This window comes from Vibrio pomeroyi, from assembly GCA_041879425.1.
GTDB lineage: Bacteria > Pseudomonadota > Gammaproteobacteria > Enterobacterales > Vibrionaceae > Vibrio > Vibrio pomeroyi_A.
In genome coordinates, this window is the sequence record CP090854.1 from 480,021 (window position 1) to 504,839 (window position 24,819).

General features: G+C 45.9%; 24 protein-coding genes and 1 other RNA gene. 21 read left to right on the forward strand and 4 right to left on the reverse strand.

What is annotated here, in order from left to right:
- The first annotated feature begins 95 nt into the window (after nucleotides 1–95).
- From rplM to sspB, 7 genes are all read left to right on the forward strand, one after another.
- The gene (gene rplM, locus L0992_02220) at nucleotides 96–524 is read left to right on the forward strand and encodes a 50S ribosomal protein L13 (protein XGB67548.1); all 429 of its coding nucleotides are present in this window, start codon (nucleotides 96–98) and stop codon (nucleotides 522–524) included.
- Nucleotides 525–537: 13 nt separating this feature from the next.
- Nucleotides 538–930, forward strand: coding sequence for a 30S ribosomal protein S9 (rpsI, locus tag L0992_02225; protein XGB67549.1), 393 nt, complete (start codon nucleotides 538–540; stop codon nucleotides 928–930).
- Nucleotides 931–1,260: 330 nt separating this feature from the next.
- Complete coding sequence (petA, locus tag L0992_02230) at nucleotides 1,261–1,851, forward strand: ubiquinol-cytochrome c reductase iron-sulfur subunit (GenBank protein ID XGB67550.1); 591 nt, start codon at nucleotides 1,261–1,263, stop codon at nucleotides 1,849–1,851.
- Nucleotides 1,851–3,116, forward strand: coding sequence for a cytochrome bc complex cytochrome b subunit (locus L0992_02235; GenBank protein XGB67551.1), 1,266 nt, complete (start codon nucleotides 1,851–1,853; stop codon nucleotides 3,114–3,116). Before petA ends, L0992_02235 begins: the two co-directional genes overlap by 1 nt.
- Nucleotides 3,113–3,850 (forward strand): cytochrome c1, encoded by a 738-nt coding sequence (locus tag L0992_02240; GenBank protein XGB67552.1) that lies wholly within the window; start codon nucleotides 3,113–3,115, stop codon nucleotides 3,848–3,850. The genes L0992_02235 and L0992_02240 overlap by 4 nt, the downstream gene beginning before the upstream one ends.
- 97 nt (nucleotides 3,851–3,947) lie before the next feature.
- Nucleotides 3,948–4,583 carry a stringent starvation protein A gene (gene sspA / locus L0992_02245; protein ID XGB67553.1) on the forward strand — a complete coding sequence of 212 codons (636 nt, stop codon included), beginning with the start codon at nucleotides 3,948–3,950 and terminating at the stop codon, nucleotides 4,581–4,583.
- Nucleotides 4,584–4,603: 20 nt separating this feature from the next.
- Entirely contained in the window at nucleotides 4,604–5,083 is a 480-nt protein-coding gene (gene sspB / locus L0992_02250; GenBank protein ID XGB67554.1) for a ClpXP protease specificity-enhancing factor, read from the forward strand.
- Nucleotides 5,084–5,215: 132 nt separating this feature from the next.
- On the opposite strand, the gene L0992_02255 is transcribed toward sspB, so the two are convergent.
- From L0992_02255 to L0992_02270, 4 genes are read right to left on the reverse strand one after another with little or no spacing between them, the layout of a single operon-like run.
- Nucleotides 5,216–5,821, reverse strand: coding sequence for a BON domain-containing protein (locus L0992_02255; protein ID XGB67555.1), 606 nt, complete (start codon nucleotides 5,819–5,821; stop codon nucleotides 5,216–5,218).
- A 16-nt stretch (nucleotides 5,822–5,837) separates the two neighbouring features.
- Complete coding sequence (locus L0992_02260; protein ID XGB67556.1) at nucleotides 5,838–6,428, reverse strand: phosphoheptose isomerase; 591 nt, start codon at nucleotides 6,426–6,428, stop codon at nucleotides 5,838–5,840.
- A 2-nt stretch (nucleotides 6,429–6,430) separates the two neighbouring features.
- The gene (locus L0992_02265) at nucleotides 6,431–6,829 is read right to left on the reverse strand and encodes a YraN family protein (GenBank protein ID XGB68669.1); all 399 of its coding nucleotides are present in this window, start codon (nucleotides 6,827–6,829) and stop codon (nucleotides 6,431–6,433) included.
- On the reverse strand, nucleotides 6,816–8,633 hold the full coding sequence (locus tag L0992_02270) for a penicillin-binding protein activator (GenBank protein ID XGB67557.1): 1,818 nt from the start codon (nucleotides 8,631–8,633) through the stop codon (nucleotides 6,816–6,818). Before L0992_02270 ends, L0992_02265 begins: the two co-directional genes overlap by 14 nt.
- Before the next feature lie 61 nt (nucleotides 8,634–8,694).
- Between L0992_02270 and rsmI the strand changes: the two genes are divergently transcribed.
- From rsmI to ftsA, 14 genes are all read left to right on the forward strand, one after another.
- On the forward strand, nucleotides 8,695–9,561 hold the full coding sequence (gene rsmI / locus L0992_02275) for a 16S rRNA (cytidine(1402)-2'-O)-methyltransferase (protein XGB67558.1): 867 nt from the start codon (nucleotides 8,695–8,697) through the stop codon (nucleotides 9,559–9,561).
- A gap of 211 nt (nucleotides 9,562–9,772) precedes the next feature.
- Nucleotides 9,773–10,212, forward strand: an RNA gene (gene rnpB, locus L0992_02280) — RNase P RNA component class A.
- 228 nt (nucleotides 10,213–10,440) lie between these two features.
- Nucleotides 10,441–11,391: a 16S rRNA (cytosine(1402)-N(4))-methyltransferase RsmH gene (gene rsmH / locus L0992_02285; GenBank protein XGB67559.1), complete on the forward strand. Its 951-nt coding sequence runs from the start codon at nucleotides 10,441–10,443 to the stop codon at nucleotides 11,389–11,391.
- A 3-nt stretch (nucleotides 11,392–11,394) separates the two neighbouring features.
- Nucleotides 11,395–11,712, forward strand: coding sequence for a cell division protein FtsL (gene ftsL / locus L0992_02290; GenBank protein ID XGB67560.1), 318 nt, complete (start codon nucleotides 11,395–11,397; stop codon nucleotides 11,710–11,712).
- A complete protein-coding gene (locus L0992_02295; GenBank protein ID XGB67561.1) occupies nucleotides 11,709–13,466 on the forward strand; it encodes a peptidoglycan glycosyltransferase FtsI in 1,758 nt (585 codons plus the stop codon). Before ftsL ends, L0992_02295 begins: the two co-directional genes overlap by 4 nt.
- Nucleotides 13,467–13,484: 18 nt before the next feature.
- Nucleotides 13,485–14,969 carry a UDP-N-acetylmuramoyl-L-alanyl-D-glutamate--2,6-diaminopimelate ligase gene (gene murE, locus L0992_02300; protein XGB67562.1) on the forward strand — a complete coding sequence of 495 codons (1,485 nt, stop codon included), beginning with the start codon at nucleotides 13,485–13,487 and terminating at the stop codon, nucleotides 14,967–14,969.
- Complete coding sequence (gene murF, locus L0992_02305; GenBank protein ID XGB67563.1) at nucleotides 14,969–16,342, forward strand: UDP-N-acetylmuramoyl-tripeptide--D-alanyl-D-alanine ligase; 1,374 nt, start codon at nucleotides 14,969–14,971, stop codon at nucleotides 16,340–16,342. The genes murE and murF overlap by 1 nt, the downstream gene beginning before the upstream one ends.
- Entirely contained in the window at nucleotides 16,339–17,421 is a 1,083-nt protein-coding gene (gene mraY / locus L0992_02310; protein XGB67564.1) for a phospho-N-acetylmuramoyl-pentapeptide-transferase, read from the forward strand. The genes murF and mraY overlap by 4 nt, the downstream gene beginning before the upstream one ends.
- A 58-nt stretch (nucleotides 17,422–17,479) precedes the next feature.
- A complete protein-coding gene (murD, locus tag L0992_02315) occupies nucleotides 17,480–18,796 on the forward strand; it encodes a UDP-N-acetylmuramoyl-L-alanine--D-glutamate ligase (GenBank protein XGB67565.1) in 1,317 nt (438 codons plus the stop codon).
- A 22-nt stretch (nucleotides 18,797–18,818) separates the two neighbouring features.
- On the forward strand, nucleotides 18,819–20,015 hold the full coding sequence (ftsW, locus tag L0992_02320) for a cell division protein FtsW (GenBank protein ID XGB67566.1): 1,197 nt from the start codon (nucleotides 18,819–18,821) through the stop codon (nucleotides 20,013–20,015).
- Between the two features lie 12 nt (nucleotides 20,016–20,027).
- Nucleotides 20,028–21,089 (forward strand): undecaprenyldiphospho-muramoylpentapeptide beta-N-acetylglucosaminyltransferase, encoded by a 1,062-nt coding sequence (gene murG / locus L0992_02325; protein XGB68670.1) that lies wholly within the window; start codon nucleotides 20,028–20,030, stop codon nucleotides 21,087–21,089.
- Between the two features lie 13 nt (nucleotides 21,090–21,102).
- Nucleotides 21,103–22,563: a UDP-N-acetylmuramate--L-alanine ligase gene (gene murC / locus L0992_02330; GenBank protein XGB67567.1), complete on the forward strand. Its 1,461-nt coding sequence runs from the start codon at nucleotides 21,103–21,105 to the stop codon at nucleotides 22,561–22,563.
- Between the two features lie 191 nt (nucleotides 22,564–22,754).
- The gene (locus tag L0992_02335) at nucleotides 22,755–23,534 is read left to right on the forward strand and encodes a cell division protein FtsQ/DivIB (protein XGB67568.1); all 780 of its coding nucleotides are present in this window, start codon (nucleotides 22,755–22,757) and stop codon (nucleotides 23,532–23,534) included.
- A complete protein-coding gene (ftsA, locus tag L0992_02340; protein ID XGB67569.1) occupies nucleotides 23,527–24,795 on the forward strand; it encodes a cell division protein FtsA in 1,269 nt (422 codons plus the stop codon). Before L0992_02335 ends, ftsA begins: the two co-directional genes overlap by 8 nt.
- The last annotated feature ends 24 nt before the right edge of the window (nucleotides 24,796–24,819 follow it).

A 24,819-nucleotide genomic window follows, 5' to 3' on the forward strand; every position in this document is an offset into this window, starting at 1 on the left:
CCAACACTCGAAGGGGTGATGAATGGTAACTCTTAGACAGTGGGAATACGCGAGTATTCCTTAAGTGTAAATTTTTTAAATAGGTAATTATTAGCATGAAAACTTTCGTTGCTAAACCAGAAACTGTAAAACGCGACTGGTATGTTGTAGACGCTGAAGGCAAAACTCTTGGCCGTCTAGCAAGTGAAATCGCTTCTCGCCTACGCGGCAAGCACAAAGCAGAATACACTCCTCACGTAGACACTGGTGATTACATCATCGTTGTTAACGCTGAGAAAGTTGCTGTAACTGGTAACAAAGCTAAGGGTAAGGTTTACTACCGTCACTCTGAGTTCCCAGGTGGTCTTAAAACTATCACTTTTGAAAAGCTAATTGCTAAGAAACCAGAAATGGTTCTAGAACTAGCAGTTAAAGGTATGCTTCCACGTGGTCCTCTAGGCCGCGCGATGTACCGTAAGCTTAAAGTGTACGCTGGTACTGAGCACAACCATGTTGCTCAACAGCCACAAGTACTAGACATCTAAGGGGATTATGAAAATGGCAGAGAATCAATACTACGGCACTGGTCGTCGCAAAAGCTCAGCAGCTCGTGTTTTCATCAAACCAGGCTCTGGTGAGATCGTAATCAACAAGCGTAGCCTTGATGTTTACTTCGGTCGTCCAACTTCTCGTATGGTTGTTAAGCAACCTCTTGAGCTAGTTGAACTAACTGAGAAACTTGACCTTTACATCACTGTTTCTGGTGGTGGTATTTCTGGTCAAGCTGGCGCAATCCGCCACGGTATCACTCGCGCTCTTATGGAGTACGATGAAACTCTACGTCCTGCTCTACGTGCAGCTGGCTACGTTACTCGTGACGCTCGTTGCGTTGAACGTAAGAAAGTTGGTCTACGTAAAGCACGTCGTAAACCTCAATTCTCTAAGCGTTAATTTTTCTTTACGAAAAAGTACACGCTCCCAGTTTTATTACTGGAATTGTGGTTCAAAGCTCGGCTATATGCCGGGCTTTTTGTTTTTATACCCCCGCTAAACGCTTTCCCTCCCTCGTTTTATTTCCAAATTCTTATATTTTGAAAGCTTTTGTAACCCAATGTGCGCTTTGCCTCATGATTGTTACAAAAAGGTAGCTTTATCTTGTCAAAAAGTAGGGTTTTATTTATCATTTGCCGTCAATAAATAGAACTAAATACATATTTTGTTAGCCATGCTCTTTAATCGGAATAATTTCAATCCATAAGGAGCAAATGGGAGAATGTTTGGATGAGCAACGCGCCTTTAAATAACGGTCGCAGGCGTTTCTTAACCGCAACAACAGCCGTTGTTGGTGGTTTAGGAGCAGCTGCTGTAGCCGTGCCTTTTATTAAATCATGGAATCCGAGTGCCAAGGCGAAAGCTGCGGGCGCGCCGGTGGAAGTGGAAGTCAGTAAGTTGGAACCGGGACAAATGGTTCGTGTCGAGTGGCAAGGTAAACCTGTATGGGTTGTACGCCGTGCTGAATCGGTATTAGAAAACCTAAAGTCTATTGGTGGTCAACTTCGTGATCCTCAATCTGAAGCTGAACAACAACCTGAATACGCACAGAACGAATTCCGTTCAATTAAGCCGGAATTCTTCGTTGCTGTTGGTTTCTGTACGCACTTAGGTTGTTCTCCAACTTACCTGCCAGATTCTTTTGCAGAACAAGTTCAGGGTGTTAAGTCTGGTTTCTTCTGTCCGTGTCATGGTTCGAAATTTGATATGGCTGGTCGAGTATTCCAAGGCGTACCTGCACCGTTGAACCTTGTTGTGCCAAAGCATATGTATTTAAGCGACACCAAGATCCTTATCGGTATTGACGAGGGAGATGCATAATGCAAGGACTACTAGACTGGGTAGAAAAACGTATACCCGCGATGAATGCTTACAAAAAGCACTTATCTGAATACCCAATGCCTAAGAACTTTAACTTTTGGTACCTTTTCGGTTCTTTGGCAATGTTGGTGTTGGTTAACCAAATCCTTACGGGTATTTGGCTAACAATGAACTACGTACCGTCTGGCGACGGTGCATTTGCTTCTGTTGAATACATCATGCGTGATGTGGAATACGGCTGGCTACTACGTTACATGCACTCGACGGGTGCTTCGGCATTCTTCGTTGTTATCTACCTGCACATGTTCCGTGGTCTAATCTACGGTTCTTACCAAAAACCTCGTGAGCTACTTTGGATCTTCGGTATGTTGATCTTCTTAGTGCTTATGGCTGAGGCTTTCATGGGTTACTTACTACCATGGGGTCAAATGTCTTACTGGGGTGCTCAGGTAATCATTTCTCTGTTTGGTGCGATACCTGTTATCGGTGATGACCTAACGCTTTGGATCCGTGGTGACTACATCATCTCTGGTGCAACGCTGAACCGTTTCTTCGCACTGCACGTTATCGCGCTGCCAATTGTTCTTCTGCTGCTTATCGTACTTCACGTACTAGCTCTGCACGAAGTGGGTTCAAACAACCCAGACGGCATCGAGACTAAGCTTCCGAAAGGCACAATGGGCGACGACTACAAAACTCAGTTCCCATTCCACAAGGATTACACTAAGAAATACGACATCATCGACTCTATTCCTTTCCACCCATACGGGACTGTGAAAGATATGGTAGGTGTTGCTGGTTTCCTATTCTTGTTCTGTTATGTGCTGTTCTTTAACCCAGAGATGGGTGGATACTTCCTTGAACCGCCTAACTTTGAAGCTGCAAACCCACTGAAAACACCAGAGCACATTGCTCCAGTTTGGTACTTCACGCCGTTCTACGCTGTACTTCGTGCTGTTCCTGATAAGCTGCTAGGTGTAGTAGCAATGGGTGCATCTATTGTTGTGCTATTCCTACTGCCATGGTTCGACCGTTGTAAAGTGCGCTCTTACCGTTACCGTAGCAAACTGCATTTGATTAACATCATCCAATTCACAATAAGCTTTATTGCGCTTGGTGTACTTGGTGCGCTTCCAGCAACGCCAACATACACGCTACTAGCTCAAATCTTTAGCTTAGGTTACTTCATGTTCTTCGTTCTACTGTGGTTCTACAGTAAAAATGAAGCGACGAAACCATTACCAGAAAGGGTGACATTCAAATGAAAAAGTGGATTGTAATTTTATTTGCTATGTTGCCGTCATTGGCGATGGCAGCGGGTGCAAACGTACCATTAGACAAAGCAAACAACGACTTAACAGATAAAGCTTCATTGCAAAATGGCGCTAAGATGTTCATGAACTACTGTTTTGCTTGTCACTCAACGCAGTACCAGCGCTATGAACGTGTTGCGAATGATTTAGAGATCCCAGTTGATCTAATGAAGGAAAACCTGATTTTCGACCCTGAAGCGAAAATCGGTAGCTTGATGGTTAACGCTATGCCTTCCGAGCAGGCGGCAAGTTGGTTTGGTGCTCCGCCACCGGACCTAACTTTGGTTGCTCGTGTTCGTGGTGCCGATTGGCTATACACGTACCTTCGTACTTTCTATGAAGATCCATCACGTCCATTTGGTGTGAACAACATTGTTTTCCCAAGTGTTGGTATGCCGCACGTTCTTGAAGAGCTGCAAGGTATCCCGACACCAATCTACGATACTCACATGGTAGATGGCGAAGAGGTGACTGTGGTTGTTGGTACTGAAACTGACGGTTCTGGTGAGCTAAGCTCAGGTGAATACGACGAAGCGGTTCGTGACCTTGTTAACTTTTTGGTTTACTCGGGCGACCCAGTTCAACTTGAGCGTCATGCTATGGGTTGGTGGGTAATGGCCTTCTTAGTCATCTTCACTATCATCGTGATTTTGCTTAAGAAAGAGTATTGGCGTGATGTGCACTAATTGTGCTATAATACCGTGCTAATTCCCAAATTATGTTAATGTTCAATGGAGGCTTTAGGCCTCCATTGTTTTTATTTAAAGTGTACTGGAGGGCTCCATGGCTGTAGCTGCCAATAAACGTTCTGTAATGACTCTTTTCTCAAGTGCTTCTGATATGTATAGCCATCAGGTGCGCATCGTTCTTGCTGAAAAAGGCGTAAGTGTTGAAGTTGAGTTGGTTGATGAGAAAAATCTACCAGCAGAGCTTGTTGAACTGAACCCGTACAAATCAGTACCAACTCTTGTTGATCGTGAGCTTGCTCTATATGACTCAAAGATCATCATGGAATACCTAGATGAGCGTTTTCCTCATCCACCATTGATGCCTGTATACCCGGTTGCTCGTGGTAACAGCCGTCTAATGATGTACCGCATTGAGCGTAACTGGTATTCAGTTGCAGAGAAGATCGTTAAAGGCAACGCTGAAGAATCTGAAGCAGCTCGCGTTAAACTACGCAACGACCTACTGACTCTTGCTCCAATCTTCGCTGAGTATGAATACTTCATGAGCGAAGAGTTTAGCCTAATTGATTGCTACCTAGCTCCGCTACTATGGCGTTTACCTGAGCTTGGTATTGAACTGATTGGCCCTGGTTCTAAAGAACTTAAAGTTTACATGAACCGCGTATTTGAACGTGATTCATTCCTAGCTTCTCTAACTGAAGCTGAGCGCGAGATGCGACTCGTTCGCTAAGCGTTATGGATATTTCAAATATGACACCACGCCGTCCATACATGCTTCGTGCATTTTACGATTGGCTGGTTGATAACGAATTGACTCCACACCTTGTTGTTGAAGCAACACTACCGGGTGTGCGAGTACCAGAAGAGTTTGTTCAAGATGGTCAGATCATTCTGAACATCGCGCCTCGTGCTGTTGGACAACTTGAGCTGGGTAACGAAGCTGTGACGTTTAGTGCACGCTTTAGTGGTCGTCCACACTCTGTGATCGTGCCACTTTACGCTGTACAAGCGATTTACGCTCGTGAGAACGGTGCTGGCACCATGTTTGAACCTGAAGAGGCTTACATGGAAGCGTTCGAAGAAGGGATTGAAGAAACTCCTTTTGAAGAACCAGAAAAAGGCCCATCTTTGAGCGTAGCAACGGCAGACGTAGATGCTGAAGAGCCTGACTCAGACCCTGAGCCACCTCGTCCAGCGAAAGGTCGCCCAAGCCTTCGTGTTATCAAATAACGTTAGTTAAATAACGAACCCGAATAAAAAAAGCAGCGACTCGTCGCTGCTTTTTCTTTTTGTGCAATAGGTTCTTTTTGTGTACAGGTAGATTCGCAATACGTTGCTTTCTACAACACTTCAAATAAAACGCTAGTTAACGGTTGTCTCTTCTTCGCCATATTCAAACGCTCGGATCACCTGTTTTACACCAGAGACATTGCGAGCCACTTCGGTTGCGATATCCGCATGTTCGCGAGAAACCAGTCCAAGTAGGAAGACCTCTGAATCCTCAGTAATTACCTTCACTTTAATACCATTTAACTCAGCATTAGCCAGTAGTGCAGATTTCACCTTAGTAGTAATCCAGCTGTCGTTACTGATGGCACTGATAGACAATGGCTGCTTAACGCGAACCTGATTGTGGATGCTCTTTACACCAGCTACATCTTTAGCTTGGCTTTCAAAAGCACGGCGCTCAGCGTCTGTGGTCGCTTGTCCCATCAGTACTACTGAACCACGGTAAGAGCTCGCAGTGATGCGAACATTGCCTCGGTAGGGTTGTTTATTGGTGATGGCCGCGACTTCAAATTCGATGTTGTTGTCGTTCCAAATTTCTTTGGTGGTTCGAGTGTCCGTGACTAGATTTGCAGTAGTTGCTGCACCAGCAATGAAAATTCCAGCACAACCAGATAGGGACAGTGTAAGTAGCGAAACACTAATCAGCTTAAACAGCCTCATAGAGGTTAATGATTTCATTGTGATGCTCCGTATATCACTCTTCGTGAGCTGGGAAGAGTACTTGATCGATTAGGTCACATAGGCAGTGTAGTGTCACCATGTGTACTTCATGAATGCGCGCGGTACGGTGTGAAGGGATACGAATTTCGACATCGTGTTCGCCAAGTAAACCTGCCATTTCACCACCATCTTTACCCGTAAAGGCGATGATTGTCATGTCTCGAGTTACTGCCGCTTCCATTGCCTTGATGATGTTCTTGCTGTTACCGCTGGTAGAGATAGCTAACAGGATATCGCCAGTTTGACCAAATGCGCGTACCTGCTTAGAGAAGATCTCTTCATAGTGGTAGTCATTAGCAACTGCCGTTAGCGTGGTGTTGTCTGCCATTAGCGCCATCGCTGGAAGGCTAGGGCGCTCTGTTTCAAAGCGATTAAGTAGGCACGATACAAATTGCTGAGCATTCGACGCCGAACCACCATTACCACAACAAAGAATTTTGTTTCCGTTAAGCAAGGTCGCAACCATGGCTTGAGCGGCATGCGTGATTGCGTCTGGCAGTGCTTCTGCAGCCGCAATTTGGATTTGAATACTTTCTGTAAAACTTTCTTTAATGCTGTCTAGCATGTTTATCCTTGGGTAATCGCGTTTTGAATCCAATTGATATTGTCATTCGGCCCTTCAATGGCAACGATATCAAATCTGAAATCTGTAGAGTGCACCGACAGGCCTTGCTGCATCAGCCAAACATTAGCTGTTTTGAGTAGCTTCTGTGACTTCTTGGCTGTCACCATTTCTGCGGCATGTCCGTAGCGGGTTTGCTTGCGGTATTTTACCTCGGCAAACACAATCGTGTTGTTATGGCGCATTATAAGATCAATCTCGCCACATTTTGCTATGAAGTTTTCTTGAATTAACGATAAACCGTGGTTAATCAGATAAGATTTTGCCACGGCCTCGTATTTATCACCCACCTGTTTGTGGGTGATAGTTGGTTTCGCTAAGAACGTTCGGCTAAAAAGCCCCATGCTCTGCCCAGCTGATTTCACGTTGAACAACACAATTGTTGTCGATAGTGAGCACACCTGTTTCACCTGGAATGCTGTAACCCTGAACGGCCTTCATCTGTGGAAGCGCATCCATTAGGTAGTAAGCATCCATTCCAAGTGCTTGCAGACGTTTTTGGCCATTTGAGTATGAAGGCCATAGGTCGTTTAGCTCTTTGTTAAGCTCGTTCTTGTTCTCAACCAATAGTGGGATGTCGCTGTAGAATACACCTGTCAGGTCTTCATACTGCTTATCACCACTGTTACTGCGTGAGTTCGAGAACAGAGCAGGCTGGCTAGCATCTGGGTTAATCGCCACTTCAATGAAAGGCTTGATCAACGTTAGCTCTGAGTTCTTAGCCACAATGTAAACTGAATCGATGTCACGACGGCTGCGCGGCTCAGTTTCTAGATCAAGGTTAAGTAGACCATCCATTTGAGCGATGCGTTGTTGGCTCTCTTGTAGGCCGAATACCTGATTCACATTACGCTGTAGTTGACGCTTGTCTGAGAAGAAGCTGATTGCTACATCGTTGCTGCTGTATTTTTTCCACTCTTCTTTAAACGCTTGTTCAACGCGATCACCTAGACGACCTTTTGGAGCAAGGATAAGCGGGTACTTGTAGCCTTGAGCAAAAAGGTGCTTCGCTGCTTGAGCGACCTCTTGTTCAGGCGATAGAGCGAGATAACAGATATTGGTATCAGGTTCTAGTTGCGTTGGAATGTTCAGAGCCAAAGCTGGAATCGAGTTCTCATGGTTCTTTTGCGCCTGCTGAAGCTTAGTGATGTTGCTCTTAATCAGCGGGCCAACGATGAAATCAACGTTGTTCTCTTCTAGCGTCGCTTTAATCTCAGCGGCACTTTGCACATTGGTATCCATTACTGTCAGCGTTGCATCTTCTTCGCGCTCTTTATCGTTCATCATCGCAAAGATGAAGCCATCACGTACCAATTGTGCTTGCTTACCGTACTTACCTGTTAGCGGTAGCAGCAGTGCAGTGCTGGTTGGTTTGCTGATCTCTAGCGCCAAGATATCGGTGATCGCTTGAGGTGTGTAAGTCGCAGCTGGGTGCTGAGGATTCTCGGCTAACCAATCAGACAGGGTTTCCTGTAGGTTTGGAAGATTCGAGTTCAGCGTCTTCATGTAGATAGCCAGTTGTAACCAACCTGAAAGCACATCTTCTGTCGGCGATGTTTTCAGTTCTAGAATCTCGTATTGAGAGTAGCTATTCAGGTTTTGCCAAATACGGTCGGCAGTTTGCTGTTGAAGCTCGTCGTCAGCCTCTAGGTACTCTGAATAGAGCACTAACTCACGGCTTGCCTCGAAATACTCACTCTTCATCTCTGAGATGTTCGCGCGTAGCTCGTGATAATCTTTCCACTGTTCGTCAGGCAGCTTCCACCAAGGCTGGAAGTTTAGTTGGCTATAAGCTTGATCTGGCTGTGAGTTATTCACCAGCAGCTGAGCGCGAGCTAATTGCCATTCCGCTTGTTGTACTTCACTTAGTTCTTGTTTTGCTAAGCGTTTGATAAGCAGTGTTGCTTGATCGGTTTTTCCAGCTTGCACAGAAGATTTAAGCGCCATGATTAACCAGTCGTTTTGTAGACTTCCTTTGCTACTATCCGCCTGCATCATGTAACTTTCAGTTGATTGCGCTGGATCTAGTGTAATATCAACGCTTGTTGGTGCTTGAGGGCCTGAAGAACAAGCCGCCAATGTAATTGCTAATGCAATTGGAGTTAGTAAGCGTGGTACACTGAGTCTCTTATGGTTCATCGTTGCCATGAGTTCTTTAAATTCCGTATAAATTTGTATCTATATTAATCGTTGAAGTGATGGTAAACAAATGACAGATAACAAAACCTTGCTCACAGAGAGCCCAACTCTCTACATTGTGCCAACCCCAATCGGAAATTTGGGAGATATCACTCAAAGAGCAATTGAAATTTTATCAAGTGTCGATGTTATTGCAGCCGAAGACACACGCCACACGGGTAAGCTGCTTGCTCACTTCAATATATCAACCAGAACGTTCGCTTTACATGATCATAATGAACAAACTAAAGCGCAAGTTCTAGTCGAAAGGTTATTAGAAGGTCAGTCTATCGCATTAGTCTCTGATGCGGGTACACCTTTAATCAGTGACCCAGGTTACCATCTTGTATCACAATGTCGTCAAGCGGGTGTGAGAGTTGTGCCACTTCCTGGTGCTTGTGCTGTGATTACGGCGTTGAGTGCGTCTGGTTTACCATCTGATCGTTTCAGTTTTGAAGGCTTTTTACCGCCAAAGAGCAAAGGTCGTAAAGATAAGTTCCTAGAAATCGCGAAAGCAGAACGCACGTGTATCTTCTACGAATCACCGCACCGTATTTCAGATTCTCTACAAGACATGCTTGAGATCTTAGGCCCAGACCGCGAAGTTGTGTTGGCGCGTGAGCTGACTAAGACATTCGAAACCATTCAAGGGTTGCCGTTGGGTGAGCTTATTGAGTGGATTGAAGAAGATTCGAACCGTAAGCGCGGTGAGATGGTGTTATTGATTCATGGTCACCGTGAAGAAGCGAGCACTGAACTGCCAGACGAAGCGACTCGCACGCTGGGTATCCTAACCAAAGAGTTACCCCTTAAAAAAGCGGCGGCAATGACAGCAGAAATCTACAACCTGAAAAAGAACGCGTTATACAAGTGGGGCCTTGAGCATCTAGATGGTTAACGCTGAATAACTAAATAGCGAAATAGGTAAATAGCTGCTCAGTGGATAAGTTGCCAGAGCGCTATTTCAAAGCTTGTGAGGAATGAGGGTAATCCCTTCATTCCTCTTTTTTTGTCTGGATTGTGTGAAATTCATGCGTTTACTTAGCGGTTTGCAGCATATTTGTGATCTCGCTAGACACTGCACTCTAATCTCTATACAATCCGCCCTCGGAGTTGAACGGGTAATCGCTGCTTTGCTGATGTCCTTCGGGAGACTGACGTTGAGGTCCTTCGGGAAACTGACGTTGAAGTCCTTCGGGAGACTGGCAGAGGGGAGGAACGTCCGGGCTCCATAGAGCAGGGTGCCAGATAACGTCTGGGGGGCGCGAGCCCACGACAAGTGCAGCAGAGAGAAGACCGCCGATGGCCTCATTTCTTCGGAAGAGGCACAGGTAAGGCTGAAAGGGTGCGGTAAGAGCGCACCGTACGACTGGCAACAGTTCGTAGCAAGGTAAACTCCACCCGGAGCAAGATCAAATAGGCCCTCACATTGCGTTGCTCGCGTATGGGGGCGGGTAGATTGCTTGAGCCTGTGAGCGATTGCAGGCCTAGACGAATGGTTACCGCCGCGCAAGCGGAACAGAACCCGGCGTATGTGTCAACTCCACCTATCTAAAGAACCCATCATTACTTAACGGTAGTGATGGGTTTTTTGCTTTATATTGACGTAAATTATTTAGATTTCCTTAGAATCCTTCATCCTGATATGAGCTTGGGTCAAAAATTCCCAAAGCCTATACACAATATGGTGGAGATACAGCGCGAAATCAGTACACTAAAACGTTAACAGAACAAATTATTGCCGAACTATTGGCTCAATCCACTCACTGAGAAGACTATGACAGAAGCATTCAAACATATTTCAGTATTGCTTAACGAATCTATTGACGGACTTGCGATCAAACCTGACGGTACCTACATCGATGGTACCTTTGGCCGTGGTGGTCACAGCCGTACAATCCTGTCTAAACTGGGCGAGAATGGACGACTCTTTAGTATCGACCGCGATCCACAAGCGATTGCAGAAGCACAAAAGATTGATGACCCTCGTTTTACTATTATTCACGGCCCTTTCTCAGGTATGGCTGAATATGCAGAGCGTTATGACTTAGTCGGTCAAGTGGATGGCGTTTTACTGGATTTAGGTGTTTCTTCACCACAGCTGGATGATGCTGAGCGTGGCTTTAGCTTTATGAAAGATGGCCCGCTTGATATGCGTATGGATCCAACGTCAGGCATTCCTGTTTCTCAGTGGTTAGTTGAAGCAGACCTAGATGACATCACATGGGTTATTCGTGAGTTCGGTGAAGACAAACACGCCCGTCGTATCGCGAAAGGCATCATTGCTTATCAAGAAAACGAAGAGAACGAACCGTTAACGCGTACTGGCCAGTTGGCTAAGCTTATCTCTGATGTGGCTCCAAAAAGCTTCAAAGAGAAAAAGCACCCAGCGACTCGTGCTTTCCAAGCATTCCGCATTTACATCAACAGTGAGCTTGAAGAGATCGATACAGCACTAAAAGGCGCGGCAAGCATTCTTGCTCCAGAAGGCCGTTTGTCTGTTATCAGCTTCCATTCACTTGAAGATCGTATGGTGAAACGCTTTATCCGTAAAGAGAGCCAAGGCCCTCAAGTTCCACACGGCTTGCCTTTGACTGAAGAGCAGATCAAAGCGCTGGGCAGTGCTGATCTTAAGCCTGTTGGTAAAGCGATTAAACCATCAAAAGGCGAAGTGGATGAGAATACTCGTTCACGTAGCTCAGTATTACGAATCGCAGAAAAGCTATAGTCAATGAAGACCTCCAAACCAAACTTAGCCAAGATAATATTTTTTGATTTGATCTCCGTGGGTAAAGTCCCATTGGTGCTTCTTATCTGTATCTTTGCGAGTGCGATGGGGGTCGTTCTTACGACACATATGTCACGTCAGGCGATCACGCAAAAAGACATGGCATTAGTGGAGCGAGAACAGCTTGATGATGAGTGGCGAAATTTAATGCTTGAAGAGACGGCTCTGGCTGAACACAGTCGCGTTCAAGCATCGGCAAAACGAGAGCTAGACATGAAACGTCCAGACTCTGACAAAGAAGTTGTGATCACACTGAAATGACCGGTAAAAAGGAAAAAGCACCCGCGAAAACCGTTAATAAATCAACGAAAGAGCGTGTGAAGAGCGAAAAGGATTCGGATCCCATTCTGATTAAATGGCGTTTTAACGTTGTTATTGCTTTCGTGTTTCTTGCCTTTGCTGCACTCGTAGGTCGTGTGGCTTACATCCAAATCATTGAACCAGATAATTTAATTCGTCAGGGTGACCTTCGCTCGGTACGTGTTAAAGCTATTCCTTCCGCTCGCGGTATTATCTCTGACCGCAATGGCGAACCGCTTGCTGTGAGTGTTCCGGTAGAAGCTGTATGGGCCGACCCTAAGACTATTTTCGATAAGAATGGCATGGCTCAAATTGATCGTTGGTATGCGTTAGCCGATGTACTTGGCCTAGAACGTCAATCGATGATCGATAAGATCTCTAGCAACAAATCCCGCCGATTTATTTATCTACAAAGACAAGTTAGCCCTGCGATGGCTAAGTATATTCGTGAGCTAAAGCTGGTGGGTGTTGGCCTTAAAGCAGAATCTCGTCGTTATTACCCTGCTGGTGAAGTCAGTGCGCATCTCATTGGTGTAACTGGAATAGACGGACACGGTCTAGAAGGTGTCGAGCGCAGCTACGACAAATGGCTCACGGGTGAGGCGGGTAAGCGAACCATCCGTAAAGATCGTTATGGTCGTGTTGTTGAAAACATTGCTCTAGAAGAGCGTGAAGAGGGTAAGCCTCTTGAATTAACGATCGATCAACGATTACAAGCTATTGCTTATCGAGCAATTAAGCAGGCCGTAGCCGATCATAAGGCGACGTCTGGCTCAGCGATTTTATTGGATGTAAAAACTGGCGCTGTATTGGCTATGGTTAATGCCCCTTCTTACAACCCGAACAATCGCGCTGACTTACAAAGCTTCAAAATGCGTAACCGCGTGCTGACCGATGCGATGGAACCCGGCTCTACAGTAAAACCGTTTGTGGTTTTGGCTGCATTAGAGAACGGTACCGCAGACCCAGATATCGTTATTGATACTGGCAACGGCATTATGCAGATCGGTGGTAGCCGTGTACGAGACTCTTCTAAAGTGGGTAAGGCTGACTTAGCTTTGATCCTCAAGAAGTCGAGTAACATCGGTGTGGCGAAATTGGCACTTAACATGCCACTTGAAGCCTTGCTTGGAATGTACAGCTCTGTTGGTCTAGGCGAGATGTCTGGTCTGAACTTAATCGGTGAAACCAGTGGTATTTTCCCGAACCGTCGTCGTTGGTCTAAGTTTGAAATTGCTACCTTATCATTCGGTTATGGCTTGTCGGTTACGCCGATGCAGTTAGCGCATGCTTATGCAACATTGGCCAACAAAGGCATGTATGAACCGATTCATATCATTAAGAGTAACGATCAAGATTTTTCTAAGCAGATCATCAAGCGCGAGAACGCGGAACTGGTTTTGAATATGCTAGAAGGGGTGACTCAAAAAGGTGGTACGGCAACAAGAGCGGCGGTACCAGGTTACCGAGTTGCAGCCAAAACGGGTACATCTCGTAAGGCTGAAGCGGGCGGATACAGTGATGAATACATTGCGATTACCGCAGGCTTTGCCCCTGTTAGTGACCCAAGAGTCGCGCTGGTTGTTGTGGTTAATGAGCCTCAAGGCGACCTTTACTATGGCGGTTCAGTCGCAGCCCCCGTTTTTTCTGAAATCATGAAGGGTGCACTGCAAATACTCAATGTCCCTGCTGATGAAAACAAGTTTCAAGAATAGAGCCAATCAGGATTCAATATGAGTAATAGCCTCACGCTGTCATCTTTACTTTCTCCTTGGGGATACTTCAGTTCTTCTGAGCTAGATGCGATTGCTGTTGAGCAGTTGGAGTTGGATAGTCGTGCGATCAAGGACGGTGATATCTTTGTTGCCATTGTTGGACATGCCGTTGATGGTCGTCGCTTTATCGATAAAGCCATCGCTCAAGGTGCGAAAGCCGTTATTGCACAGGCGGGTGATGACAAAGCTCATGGCTTGGTTGAGTGGTTAAATGAAGTTCCTGTTGTTTATGTAGCAGAGCTAAATTCAATTCTCTCTGAACTGGCTGGTCGAGTTTATTCTTCTCAAGCGACCAAACTGATTGGCGTTACAGGCACCAATGGCAAAACCACCATCACCCAATTGATTGCTCAATGGCTAGATCTTGTTGGTCAGCGCTCTGCGGTAATGGGCACTACAGGTAATGGCTTCTTAGATAATCTAAAAACAGCGGCTAACACCACAGGCAGCGCGATAGAAATACAGCGCACGTTGAGTGAGTTGGCTGAAGAAAAAGCCGTTTATACTGCGATGGAAATCTCTTCTCATGGTTTGGTTCAAGGCCGAGTAAAAGCGTTGGATTTTGAGGTTGGTGTCTTTACTAACCTGAGCCGTGATCACCTTGATTACCACGGCACGATGGAAGAGTACGCACTGGCTAAGAAAAGCTTGTTTACTCAACATAAATGCAAGCATGCAGTGATCAACGTGGATGATGAAGTAGGCAAGGCATGGATGTCAGATTTGTCCAATGTAATAGCCGTTTCATTGCTTCCGTTGTCTGGTTACCAACAGTCGGTGTGGGCATCTGATGTCGCTTATGCAGAAACAGGCATTCAGATGTCTTTTGATGGTAGCTGGGGGCAAGGTCAGCTTTCGGCTCCATTAATTGGTCAATTCAACGCATCAAATGTATTGGTTGCTTTCGCGACTCTGCTTTCATTGGGCATCGATAAGCAAATCTTGATCGACACAGCGCCTCAACTGCAACCGGTTATTGGTCGCATGGAATTGTTCCAAGTTCCGAGCAAAGCAAAAGTCGTTGTCGATTACGCGCACACGCCAGATGCTCTAGAAAAAGCGTTGGCCGCCTTACGTGTTCACTGCTCTGGAAAACTATGGGCAATCTTTGGCTGTGGTGGTGATCGTGACACAGGTAAGCGCCCAATGATGGCGGTAACGGCTGAGCAGTTCGCCGACAAAATCATTATTTCAGATGACAATCCTCGCAGCGAAGATCCTGCTTTGATTGTTAAAGACATGCTAGCTGGCTTAAGCGAACCTGATTCTGCATTCGTCGAGCACGATCGCTATCAAGCGGTTAAGTTTGCCCTAGAACAGGCTGGCAGCAGTGACATTATTCTTTTGGCTGGTAAAGGCCATGAGGATTACCAAGTATTGAAAGACGAAACGATCCATTACTCAGATCGCGAGTCTGCGCTCCAACTTTTAGGTATTTCATAATGATTGATGTATCACTTGAGCAGATCTGCTCAGCGGTGAGCGGTCAGCTGATTGAGGCTGGCAAGTCGAGCAATAGTGTTATTAATGCGGTTTCTACTGACACTCGTACTGTTGAAGAAGGTGCACTGTTTGTTGCTCTTGTTGGTGAACGTTTTGATGCGCATGACTTTTGTCATCAAGCGGTAGAGGCTAATGCGAGCGCGTTGTTAGTCGAACGAAAACTTGACCTAAATATTACTCAAGTTGTTGTTGAAGACACTAAACTTGCTTTAGGTCAGCTAAGTGCTTGGATTCACGAGCAATGTAACGTCCCAACTATGGCGATTACAGGTAGCTGCGGTAAGACGACCGTTAAAGAGATGGTCGCAAGTATTTTACAACAACGTGGCAAGGTACTGTTTACAGCGGGTAACTTCAATAATGATATTGGTGTACCGCTAACTCTGCTACGCAGTGAGCCAAGCGATGACTATGCGGTGATTGAACTGGGCGCGAACCATATCGGTGAAATTGCTTACACCACACAGCTAGTGAAACCACAGGTTGCTTTGGTGAACAATGTTGCTGCGGCGCACTTAGAAGGGTTTGGTTCTATCGATGGTGTTAAGCAAGCGAAAGGTGAAATCTTTCAGGGGCTTGCTGCTGGTGATACTGCTATTGTTAATCTAGAGAGCAACGGTGGTGACTTTTGGAATAACGTACTTGCAGATAAAAGCGTACTGACATTTTCAGAAAGCGACAGCAAGGCGGATTACTTTGCTAAGAATATTCGCATTAATGAGCAAGGTGAAGCTTGCTTTGATATGCAGACACCGCAAGGTGCAATGGCAGTCGAACTTGGCATTATTGGTCAGCACAACGTGGCAAATGCGTTGGCGGCTGCGGCGTTAAGTACTCAATTTGGTGCGACGCTTGAAGAAGTAAAAAGCGGTTTAGCGAACCTTATCTCGGTTAAAGGTCGAGTTGAGGTTCAACAATTAAGTCAGAATATCAAGCTGATAGATGACAGTTATAACGCCAGCGTACCTGCAATGAAGGCAGCAGCAAAATTGCTGTCGAGCTTCAAAGGTCAACGTTGGTTGATTTTAGGCAATATGGCTGAATTAGGCGACGAAAGCCTTGCACTTCACCGTCAAGTCGGTGAATATGCTGCCCCATTCGCTTTTGAGCATGTACTCACTTACGGTGATGATACCAAGGTGATTAGTGAGGTCTGTAACGGAACTCACTTTGCAACGCATCAAGCGATGATCGCGCACATAGAGCAGCACTTAAGCTTGCCAGAAAACGCGTCACATACCTTGTTGGTAAAAGGCGCGAATAGTGCAGGAATGAGTAAAATAGCCGCTGCTTTAAAGGAGAACTTTTCATGATAATTTGGCTTGCAGAGCTACTACAGCCACACTTTTCTTTCTTCCGTTTGTTCGAATACCTATCGTTTCGTGCAATCGCGAGTATTTTGACAGCTTTATGTCTGTCGCTGTGGATGGGACCTCGTTTAATTGAGCGTCTGCAAATGCTACAAATTGGCCAAGTTGTTCGTAATGACGGTCCAGAATCTCACTTCAGCAAACGTGGTACACCAACCATGGGCGGTGTGATGATCCTTGCTGCCATCATTATTACAGTATTGATGTGGGCTGATCTTTCAAACCCTTACGTTTGGGCTGTATTGGTTGTTCTTGGCGGTTACGGTGCGGTCGGTTTTGTTGATGACTATCGTAAAGTCGTTCGTAAGAACACCGATGGCTTGATTGCACGCTGGAAGTATTTCTGGCAATCAGCGATTGCATTGGTTGTGGCATTTGCTCTGTATGCTCACGGACACGACACCGCTGCAACGCAATTGGTTGTTCCTTTCTTCAAAGATGTGATGCCACAACTTGGTTTACTGTACATTGTACTAACTTACTTTGTTATTGTGGGTACCAGTAACGCAGTAAACCTAACGGATGGCCTAGATGGCTTGGCGATCATGCCAACGGTTATGGTTGCGGCTGGCTTCGCTGTTATCGCTTGGGCGACAGGTAACGTTAACTTCGCGGCATACCTACACATTCCATACATTCCATACACCTCTGAACTGGTTGTGGTATGTACTGCTATCGTGGGTGCTGGCCTTGGTTTCCTATGGTTTAACACCTACCCAGCACAAGTATTCATGGGTGATGTTGGCTCTCTAGCACTGGGTGGTGCGTTAGGTGTGATTGCGGTACTTGTTCGTCAAGAGTTGGTACTGGTTATTATGGGCGGTGTGTTTGTAATGGAGACCTTGTCAGTAATCCTGCAGGTGGGTTCTTACAAATTGCGTGGTCAACGTATTTTCCGTATGGCACCGATTCACCACCACTATGAGCTTAAAGGCTGGCCTGAGCCGCGCGTAATCGTGCGCTTCTGGATTATCTCAATGGTATTAGTACTGGTTGGCCTAGCGACTCTGAAAGTTCGTTAATCCTATGCGAGCCTCTGTCATAGAGGCTCTTTAAAACTATTAAGAGCATCTTGTTTAAATGGAACGTTGGCAAAATATTCAAAATGTAGTGGTTGTGGGGCTCGGTGTTACCGGGCTCTCTGTCGTTAAACATCTCGTAAAATATCAGCCACACACACATGTGAAGGTAATCGATACGCGAGAACTACCGCCGGGCAGAGAGTCTTTGCCTGAATCGGTAGAGCTGCATTCTGGAAGCTGGAATACCCAATGGTTGGCTGAGGCTGATTTAGTGGTAGCTAATCCAGGTATCGCCTTAGCAACCCCTGAAATTCAAGATGTTGTTCAAGCTGGTACGCCTGTTGTCGGTGACATTGAGTTGTTTGGCTGGGCGGTGAATAAACCCGTCGTGGCGATCACAGGCTCAAATGGCAAGAGTACCGTGACGGATTTGACTGGTGTGCTTGCTAAAGCGGCAGGGCTTAACGTTGGTGTCGGTGGCAATATTGGTATTCCGGCTTTAGACCTTCTTGAGCTTGATGCGGATTTGTATGTTCTTGAGCTCTCAAGCTTCCAGTTAGAAACCACATCGAACCTGAACCTTGCTGCAGCAGCCTTTTTGAACCTGTCAGAAGATCACATGGATCGCTATCAGGGTATGGCTGATTATCGCGAGGCTAAGTTAAGAATCTTTAATAACGCGCAGTGTGCGATTGTAAATCGAGAAGACAAAGAGACTTACCCAGACCACACAATGCCATTGGTGACATTTGGACTCGATGACCAAGAGTTTGGTATATCGACGATTGATGGCACTGAGTGGTTAATCGATAACGGTAAACCAGTACTTCCTACTCAAGATTTAACATTGGTTGGACGTCATAATGTGGCGAATGCGTTAGTCTCTTTAGCGTTATTGAAGCAAGTTGGTATTGATTACAGCAAAAGTCTTGAAGCTTTGAAAGCTTACAATGGTTTGACTCACCGCTGCCAAGTGGTGGCTGACAAGCGCGAAATCAAATGGGTTAACGACTCAAAAGCAACCAACGTAGCGAGTACATTAGCGGCTCTGTCTGGTTTAGAGTACCAAGGTACTTTGTATCTCTTGGTTGGCGGTGTTGGCAAAGGTGCTGACTTTAGCGAGCTTAAACCTGTATTGGCGCAACTAGATCGTGTTCAGTTGTGTTGCTTCGGTGAAGATGCTGCGCAATTTATGCCGCTGCATCCATCAGCACAAAAGTTCGAAACCATGCAGCAGATAATCGAATCTATCTCACCACAACTGGTGGCTGGAGATATGGTGATGCTGTCTCCTGCGTGCGCGAGCTTCGATCAATTTAATAATTTCATGGCGAGAGGTGACGCGTTCACTGAACTTGCTCATGAGTATGCCTAACGTGTTGAAGGATTAACATTCAGTGCAAAGAGTGAAAGAGATCAATCAATCTATTTGGCAATGGCTTAACCGTGCCACACCAGAGGCGCTCTACGATCGTCAACTGGTTTGGATTGCTCTTGGACTGATGCTGACGGGCTTGGTGATGGTAACGTCGGCTTCGTTCCCAATCAGTGCTCGTTTAACCGATCAGCCGTTTCACTTTATGTTCCGTCATGCCATCTTCCTTGTGTTGGCGTTAGGTGTGTCCAGCGTCATATTGCAGATTCCGATGCAGCGCTGGTTTCAGTACAGTATGTATCTACTTGGCCTGTCCTTCTTCTTGCTGATCGTAGTATTAGCGGTCGGTAAGTCGGTTAACGGTGCATCGCGTTGGATTCCTCTCGGCCTATTTAACCTGCAGCCAGCCGAAGTCGCCAAGCTATCACTGTTTATCTTTATGGCGGGCTACTTGGTTCGAAAACAAGACGAAGTAAGGAAAACCTTCTTCGGTGGTTTCGGTAAACCTATCATGGTGTTTGGCGCCTTTGCTGTGTTGCTGCTCGGTCAACCCGATTTAGGTACCGTAGTCGTAATGCTGGTTACCCTGTTCGGCATGTTATTTATCGCCGGTGCCAAGCTTTCGCAGTTTATTGCCTTGATGGTGGCAGGCATTGCTGCCGTTGTCGGTTTGATTGTCATAGAACCCTACCGTGTTCGACGTGTGACCTCTTTCTGGGAACCTTGGAATGACCCGTTCGGTAGTGGTTACCAGTTAACCCAATCACTGATGGCGTTTGGTCGTGGTGATTGGATGGGGCAAGGGCTTGGCAACTCAATTCAAAAACTCGAATATCTACCGGAAGCACACACCGACTTTGTATTTGCTGTATTGGCAGAAGAGCTCGGTTTCGTTGGTGTTACCTTAGTGCTGATGCTGATCTTTAGCTTGGTGTTTAAAGCCATCCTTATTGGCAAAAAAGCCTTCGATAACGACCAAGTGTTCAGTGGCTATTTGGCTTTCGGTATTGGTATTTGGTTTGCTTTTCAAACGCTTGTTAACGTAGGCGCTGCTTCAGGTATTGTTCCAACTAAAGGTCTAACCTTGCCGTTGATCAGTTATGGTGGTTCAAGTCTTATCGTGATGTCGGTGGCGGTTTCTATGCTGCTGCGTATCGATCACGAATGCCGGATACAACAAAAAGAACAAGCCGACAATCAAAACGAATTAGTAGAATAAGAATCTAACGTGATGAAACAAAACAAAAAACTTTTAGTGATGGCTGGTGGTACTGGCGGTCACGTTTTCCCAGGGTTAGCGGTGGCTAAAAAGCTTCAGCAGCAAGGTTGGGAAATTCGCTGGTTAGGAACCGCCGACCGAATGGAAGCGGATTTAGTGCCAAAGCATGGTATTGAGATCGACTTCATCAAAGTGAAAGGCCTGCGCGGTCAAGGTATTAGCAAGTTAATTAAAGCGCCGTTCCAGATTATCAATGCCATACTTCAAGCAAGGCAACACATCAAAGCATGGCAGCCAGATGTGGTGCTTGGTATGGGCGGCTACGTAAGTGGTCCCGGCGGTATCGCGGCATGGTTGTCTGGCATTCCAGTGGTACTGCATGAGCAAAACGCAGTGGCTGGTTTAACTAACCAATGGCTGTCTAAGATTGCTAAAAAGGTATTCCAAGCTTTCCCTGGTGCATTTCCTACTGCAGAAGTGGTAGGTAATCCTGTACGTGAAGATGTGGTTGCCTTAGCTGAACCAAAGCAACGCATGGCTGAGCGTGAAGGTGATATTCGCATCTTGGTGATGGGTGGCAGCCAAGGCGCTAAGATCCTAAATGATACCTTGCCAGTGACGATGGCGCAGCTTGGCGAAGGCTTCACTGTGATGCACCAAGCGGGCAAGAACAACCAACAGCAAGTCATTGAGCAATACAAATCACATTCTGTAGATAATGTTCAAGTGACTGAATTTATTGATGATGTAGCGCAAGCTTATGAGTGGGCAGATCTATTAGTGTGTCGCTCAGGAGCATTAACCGTATCTGAAGTCTCTGCGGCGGGTGTGGGTTCTATCTTCGTTCCGTTTATGCACAAAGACAGACAACAAGCGCTGAACGCCGATCACTTAGTTGAATGTGGCGCTGCGTTAATGATTGAACAGCCTCAACTGACGGCTGATAAGCTAGCGAACACGATCGCCGAGCTTGATAGAAATGAATTAAAAATGATGGCAACAAAAGCTCGTCAAGCAGCCAAGCTTGATGCTGATGTGACCGTCGCTGAAGCGATTAAAGCTTTAGCAAAATAATGAGATTGAATTGATGACGATTGAACATACCCAAGACTTAGCGCAAATCCGTGCAATGGTGCCAGAAATGCGCCGTGTTAAATCTATCCACTTCATTGGTATTGGTGGTGCAGGCATGAGCGGGATCGCTGAAGTCCTGCTAAATGAAGGCTACCAAATCACAGGTTCTGATATTGCTCAAAATCCAGTGACAGATCGTTTAGTTAGCAAGGGCGCTACCGTTTACATTGGTCACCAAGCAAGTAACGTTGCCGATGCAAGTGTGGTGGTGGTATCAACCGCTATCAACGAAGAAAACCCAGAGATTATTGCCGCTCGTGAAGCGCGCACACCTATCGTTCGTCGTGCAGAAATGCTGGCTGAGCTGATGCGTTTTCGTCATGGCATTGCTGTGGCAGGTACGCACGGTAAAACGACAACAACGGCTTTGGTTACACAGATTTACTCTGAAGCAGGTTTAGATCCAACGTTTGTAAACGGCGGTTTAGTGAAAAGCGCGGGTACTAATGCTCGCTTAGGTTCAAGCCGTATCCTTATCGCTGAAGCCGATGAAAGTGATGCGTCATTCTTACATCTGCAACCAATGGTTAGTATCGTAACTAACATTGAAGCAGATCATATGGATACTTACGGCGGTGACTTCGAAACGTTAAAGCAGACGTTTATTGATTTCTTACACAACCTGCCGTTCTACGGTCAGGCTGTGATGTGTGTTGATGACCCAGTAGTACGCGAGCTTATCCCTCAGGTGAGCCGCCAAGTGATTACTTACGGTTTCTCTGAAAATGCAGATATTCGTATTGAAAACTACGTACAAGAAGGTCAACAAGGCAAGTTTACGGTTGTACGTGAAGGCAAAGCGAACCTAGATATTACGTTGAACATTCCAGGTCGCCACAACGCATTGAATGCTTCAGCTGCGATTGCAGTTGCGACTGAAGACGACATCAGCGATGAAGCGATTCTAAAAGCGATGGCGGGAACCGAAGGTACAGGTCGTCGTTTCGATCACCTTGGTGAGTACGAAACGGGTAAAGGCGTGGCGATGTTGGTTGATGATTACGGTCATCACCCAACGGAAGTGGATGTGACGATTCAAGCGGCTCGCAGTGGCTGGGCTGACAAACGTCTCGTGATGATCTTCCAACCGCACCGCTACAGCCGAACGCGTGATTTATATGATGATTTTGCGAACGTTCTTGAACAAGTTGATGTCTTAATCTTATTAGATGTGTATTCAGCAGGTGAGAAACCGATTGCAGGGGCTGACGGGCGTTCACTAAGTCGAACTATTCGTGGGCGTGGTAAGATTGATCCAATCTTTGTTGCTGATATCAACACACTGCCATCGGTTCTAGCCAACGTAATTCAAGGCGGCGACCTTGTTTTAACGCAGGGTGCAGGTGATGTTGGTCGTGTAGCTAAGCAACTTGAATCGCTACAATTAGACATTAATAAAATGCAGAACGCGTAACAGAATAGCGTCTACATACTGTGGTCGATCGCTCACTTCTTGCGATTGACCTAAAATTGACCAAAAATCTTATTATCAACGTTTGATAGTTTGATTTTGCTCAGTATAATTCATAGGTTAAAGTAAGTGCTTTTACCTCTATTACGAAGATAGGGAATAGAATTGCGAACCAACGACAGGGAATGCGGGCTTTGGTAGAAAGTACTTTTAGCGAAAACCGCCACCTATTCAGTTTACCGTCGCTCAAGAAACACGCCTTAGGCGGGTCTTTTTTTGTCATGGTATTGCTATTCATTGGGTTTCTTTTCTATACCACACTGACTTGGATGTGGGACGATCAGCGATTGCCTCTCTCCAAAATAGTACTTCAAGGCGACTTAACTTACGTAACCGCTGGTGATGTTCAACATGCCTTTGGCGAGCTTGAACACATTGGAACATTTATGTCGCAAGACATCGGCGTGTTGCAAGACAGTTTAGAAGCGTTACCTTGGGTATCTGTTGTCTCTATTCGTAAGCAGTGGCCAGACACAATAAAAGTATTTTTGACTGAGTACCATGCGGCAGCAATCTGGAACGGCAACATGCTGCTGAATGACGATGGTCAGGTGTTCAATGGTGATATCGGCCTATTAAAGGGCGATAGAGTTAAGCTTTACGGCCCAGACGGCACCAGCCAAGAAGTGATAGAAAAGTGGCGACAGATAACCCCTTTGATTAACAGTCTTGGGTTAACCGTTACCTCGCTCGTTCTCAATGAGCGTCGCGCTTGGCAAATAATCCTAGATAACGGTATCCGTTTAGAACTAGGTAAAGATTCTTTAGATGAGCGTGTTGAACGCTTCATTTCGCTTTACAACGAGTTAGGTAGTAAGGCGAATCAAGTGAGCTACATCGACCTCAGGTATGATACGGGAGCCGCTGTAGGCTGGTTTCCAGAGCAAGAGTTAGAAGAGAGCACAGATGACTAAGACCGCAGATGACAACATAATCGTTGGTCTTGATATAGGCACTGCGACCATATCAGCTCTGGTTGGTGAAATATTGCCTGATGGTCAAATCAATATCATTGGTTCTGGGCAAAGCCCATCCAGAGGTATGGATAAAGGTGGTGTAAACGACCTAGAGTCGGTAGTTAAGTCGGTTCAGCGAGCTATTGATCAAGCAGAGTTGATGGCGGAATGCCAAATCAGCAATGTGTTTATCTCGCTATCGGGCAAACATATCGCAAGCCGAATTGAAAAAGGCATGGGCACAATCTCTGATGAAGAGGTGTCTCAAGACGATATGGATCGAGCGATCCATACCGCGAAATCAATTAAAATAGGTGATGAGCAGAGAATTCTGCACGTGATCCCACAAGAATTTACCATTGATTATCAAGAAGGGATTAAGAACCCACTTGGCTTATCTGGTGTTCGAATGGAAGTCAGCGTTCACCTAATTTCTTGCCATAGCGACATGGCGAGAAACATTATTAAAGCTGTTGAACGATGTGGTCTCACAGTAGAACAGATCGTGTTTTCAGGACTTGCCTCAAGTAATGCGGTAATTACTGAAGACGAGAGAGAGCTTGGAGTATGTGTGGTAGATATCGGCGCGGGTACGATGGATATTTCCATTTGGACTGGCGGCGCACTGCGACACACAGAAGTCTTTTCCTACGCAGGAAATGCAGTAACCAGTGATATTGCCTTCGCTTTCGGCACGCCAGTGAGCGATGCTGAAGAGATAAAAGTAAACCATGGTTGCGCTCTGAGTGAACTCGTAAGCAAGGATGACTCTGTTAACGTCCCAAGTGTTGGTGGTCGCCCATCGAGAAGTTTGCAACGACAAACTTTGTCGGAAGTGATTGAACCACGTTACACTGAACTTATGGGTCTCGTTAACCAAACTATTGATACGGTTCAATTACAGCTACGAGATGAAGGTATTAAACACCACCTTGCAGCTGGCGTCGTTCTCACTGGTGGAGCGGCTCAAATTGACGGATTGGTAGAGTGTGCGGAACGTGTTTTCCGCAATCAAGTTCGAGTTGGTAAGCCATTAGAAGTTAGTGGCTTAACTGACTATGTTAAAGAGCCGTATCATTCTACGGCGGTTGGTTTACTTCATTACGCAAGAGATTGTCAGATCAGTGATGAAGGTGATTACAGCGAACCTAAGCGTTCAGCACCTTCTATGTCTGGTTTGTTTGGCAAATTGCGTAATTGGATACAAAAAGAGTTTTAACCTGAGTTGCAGGAAAAAACGGAG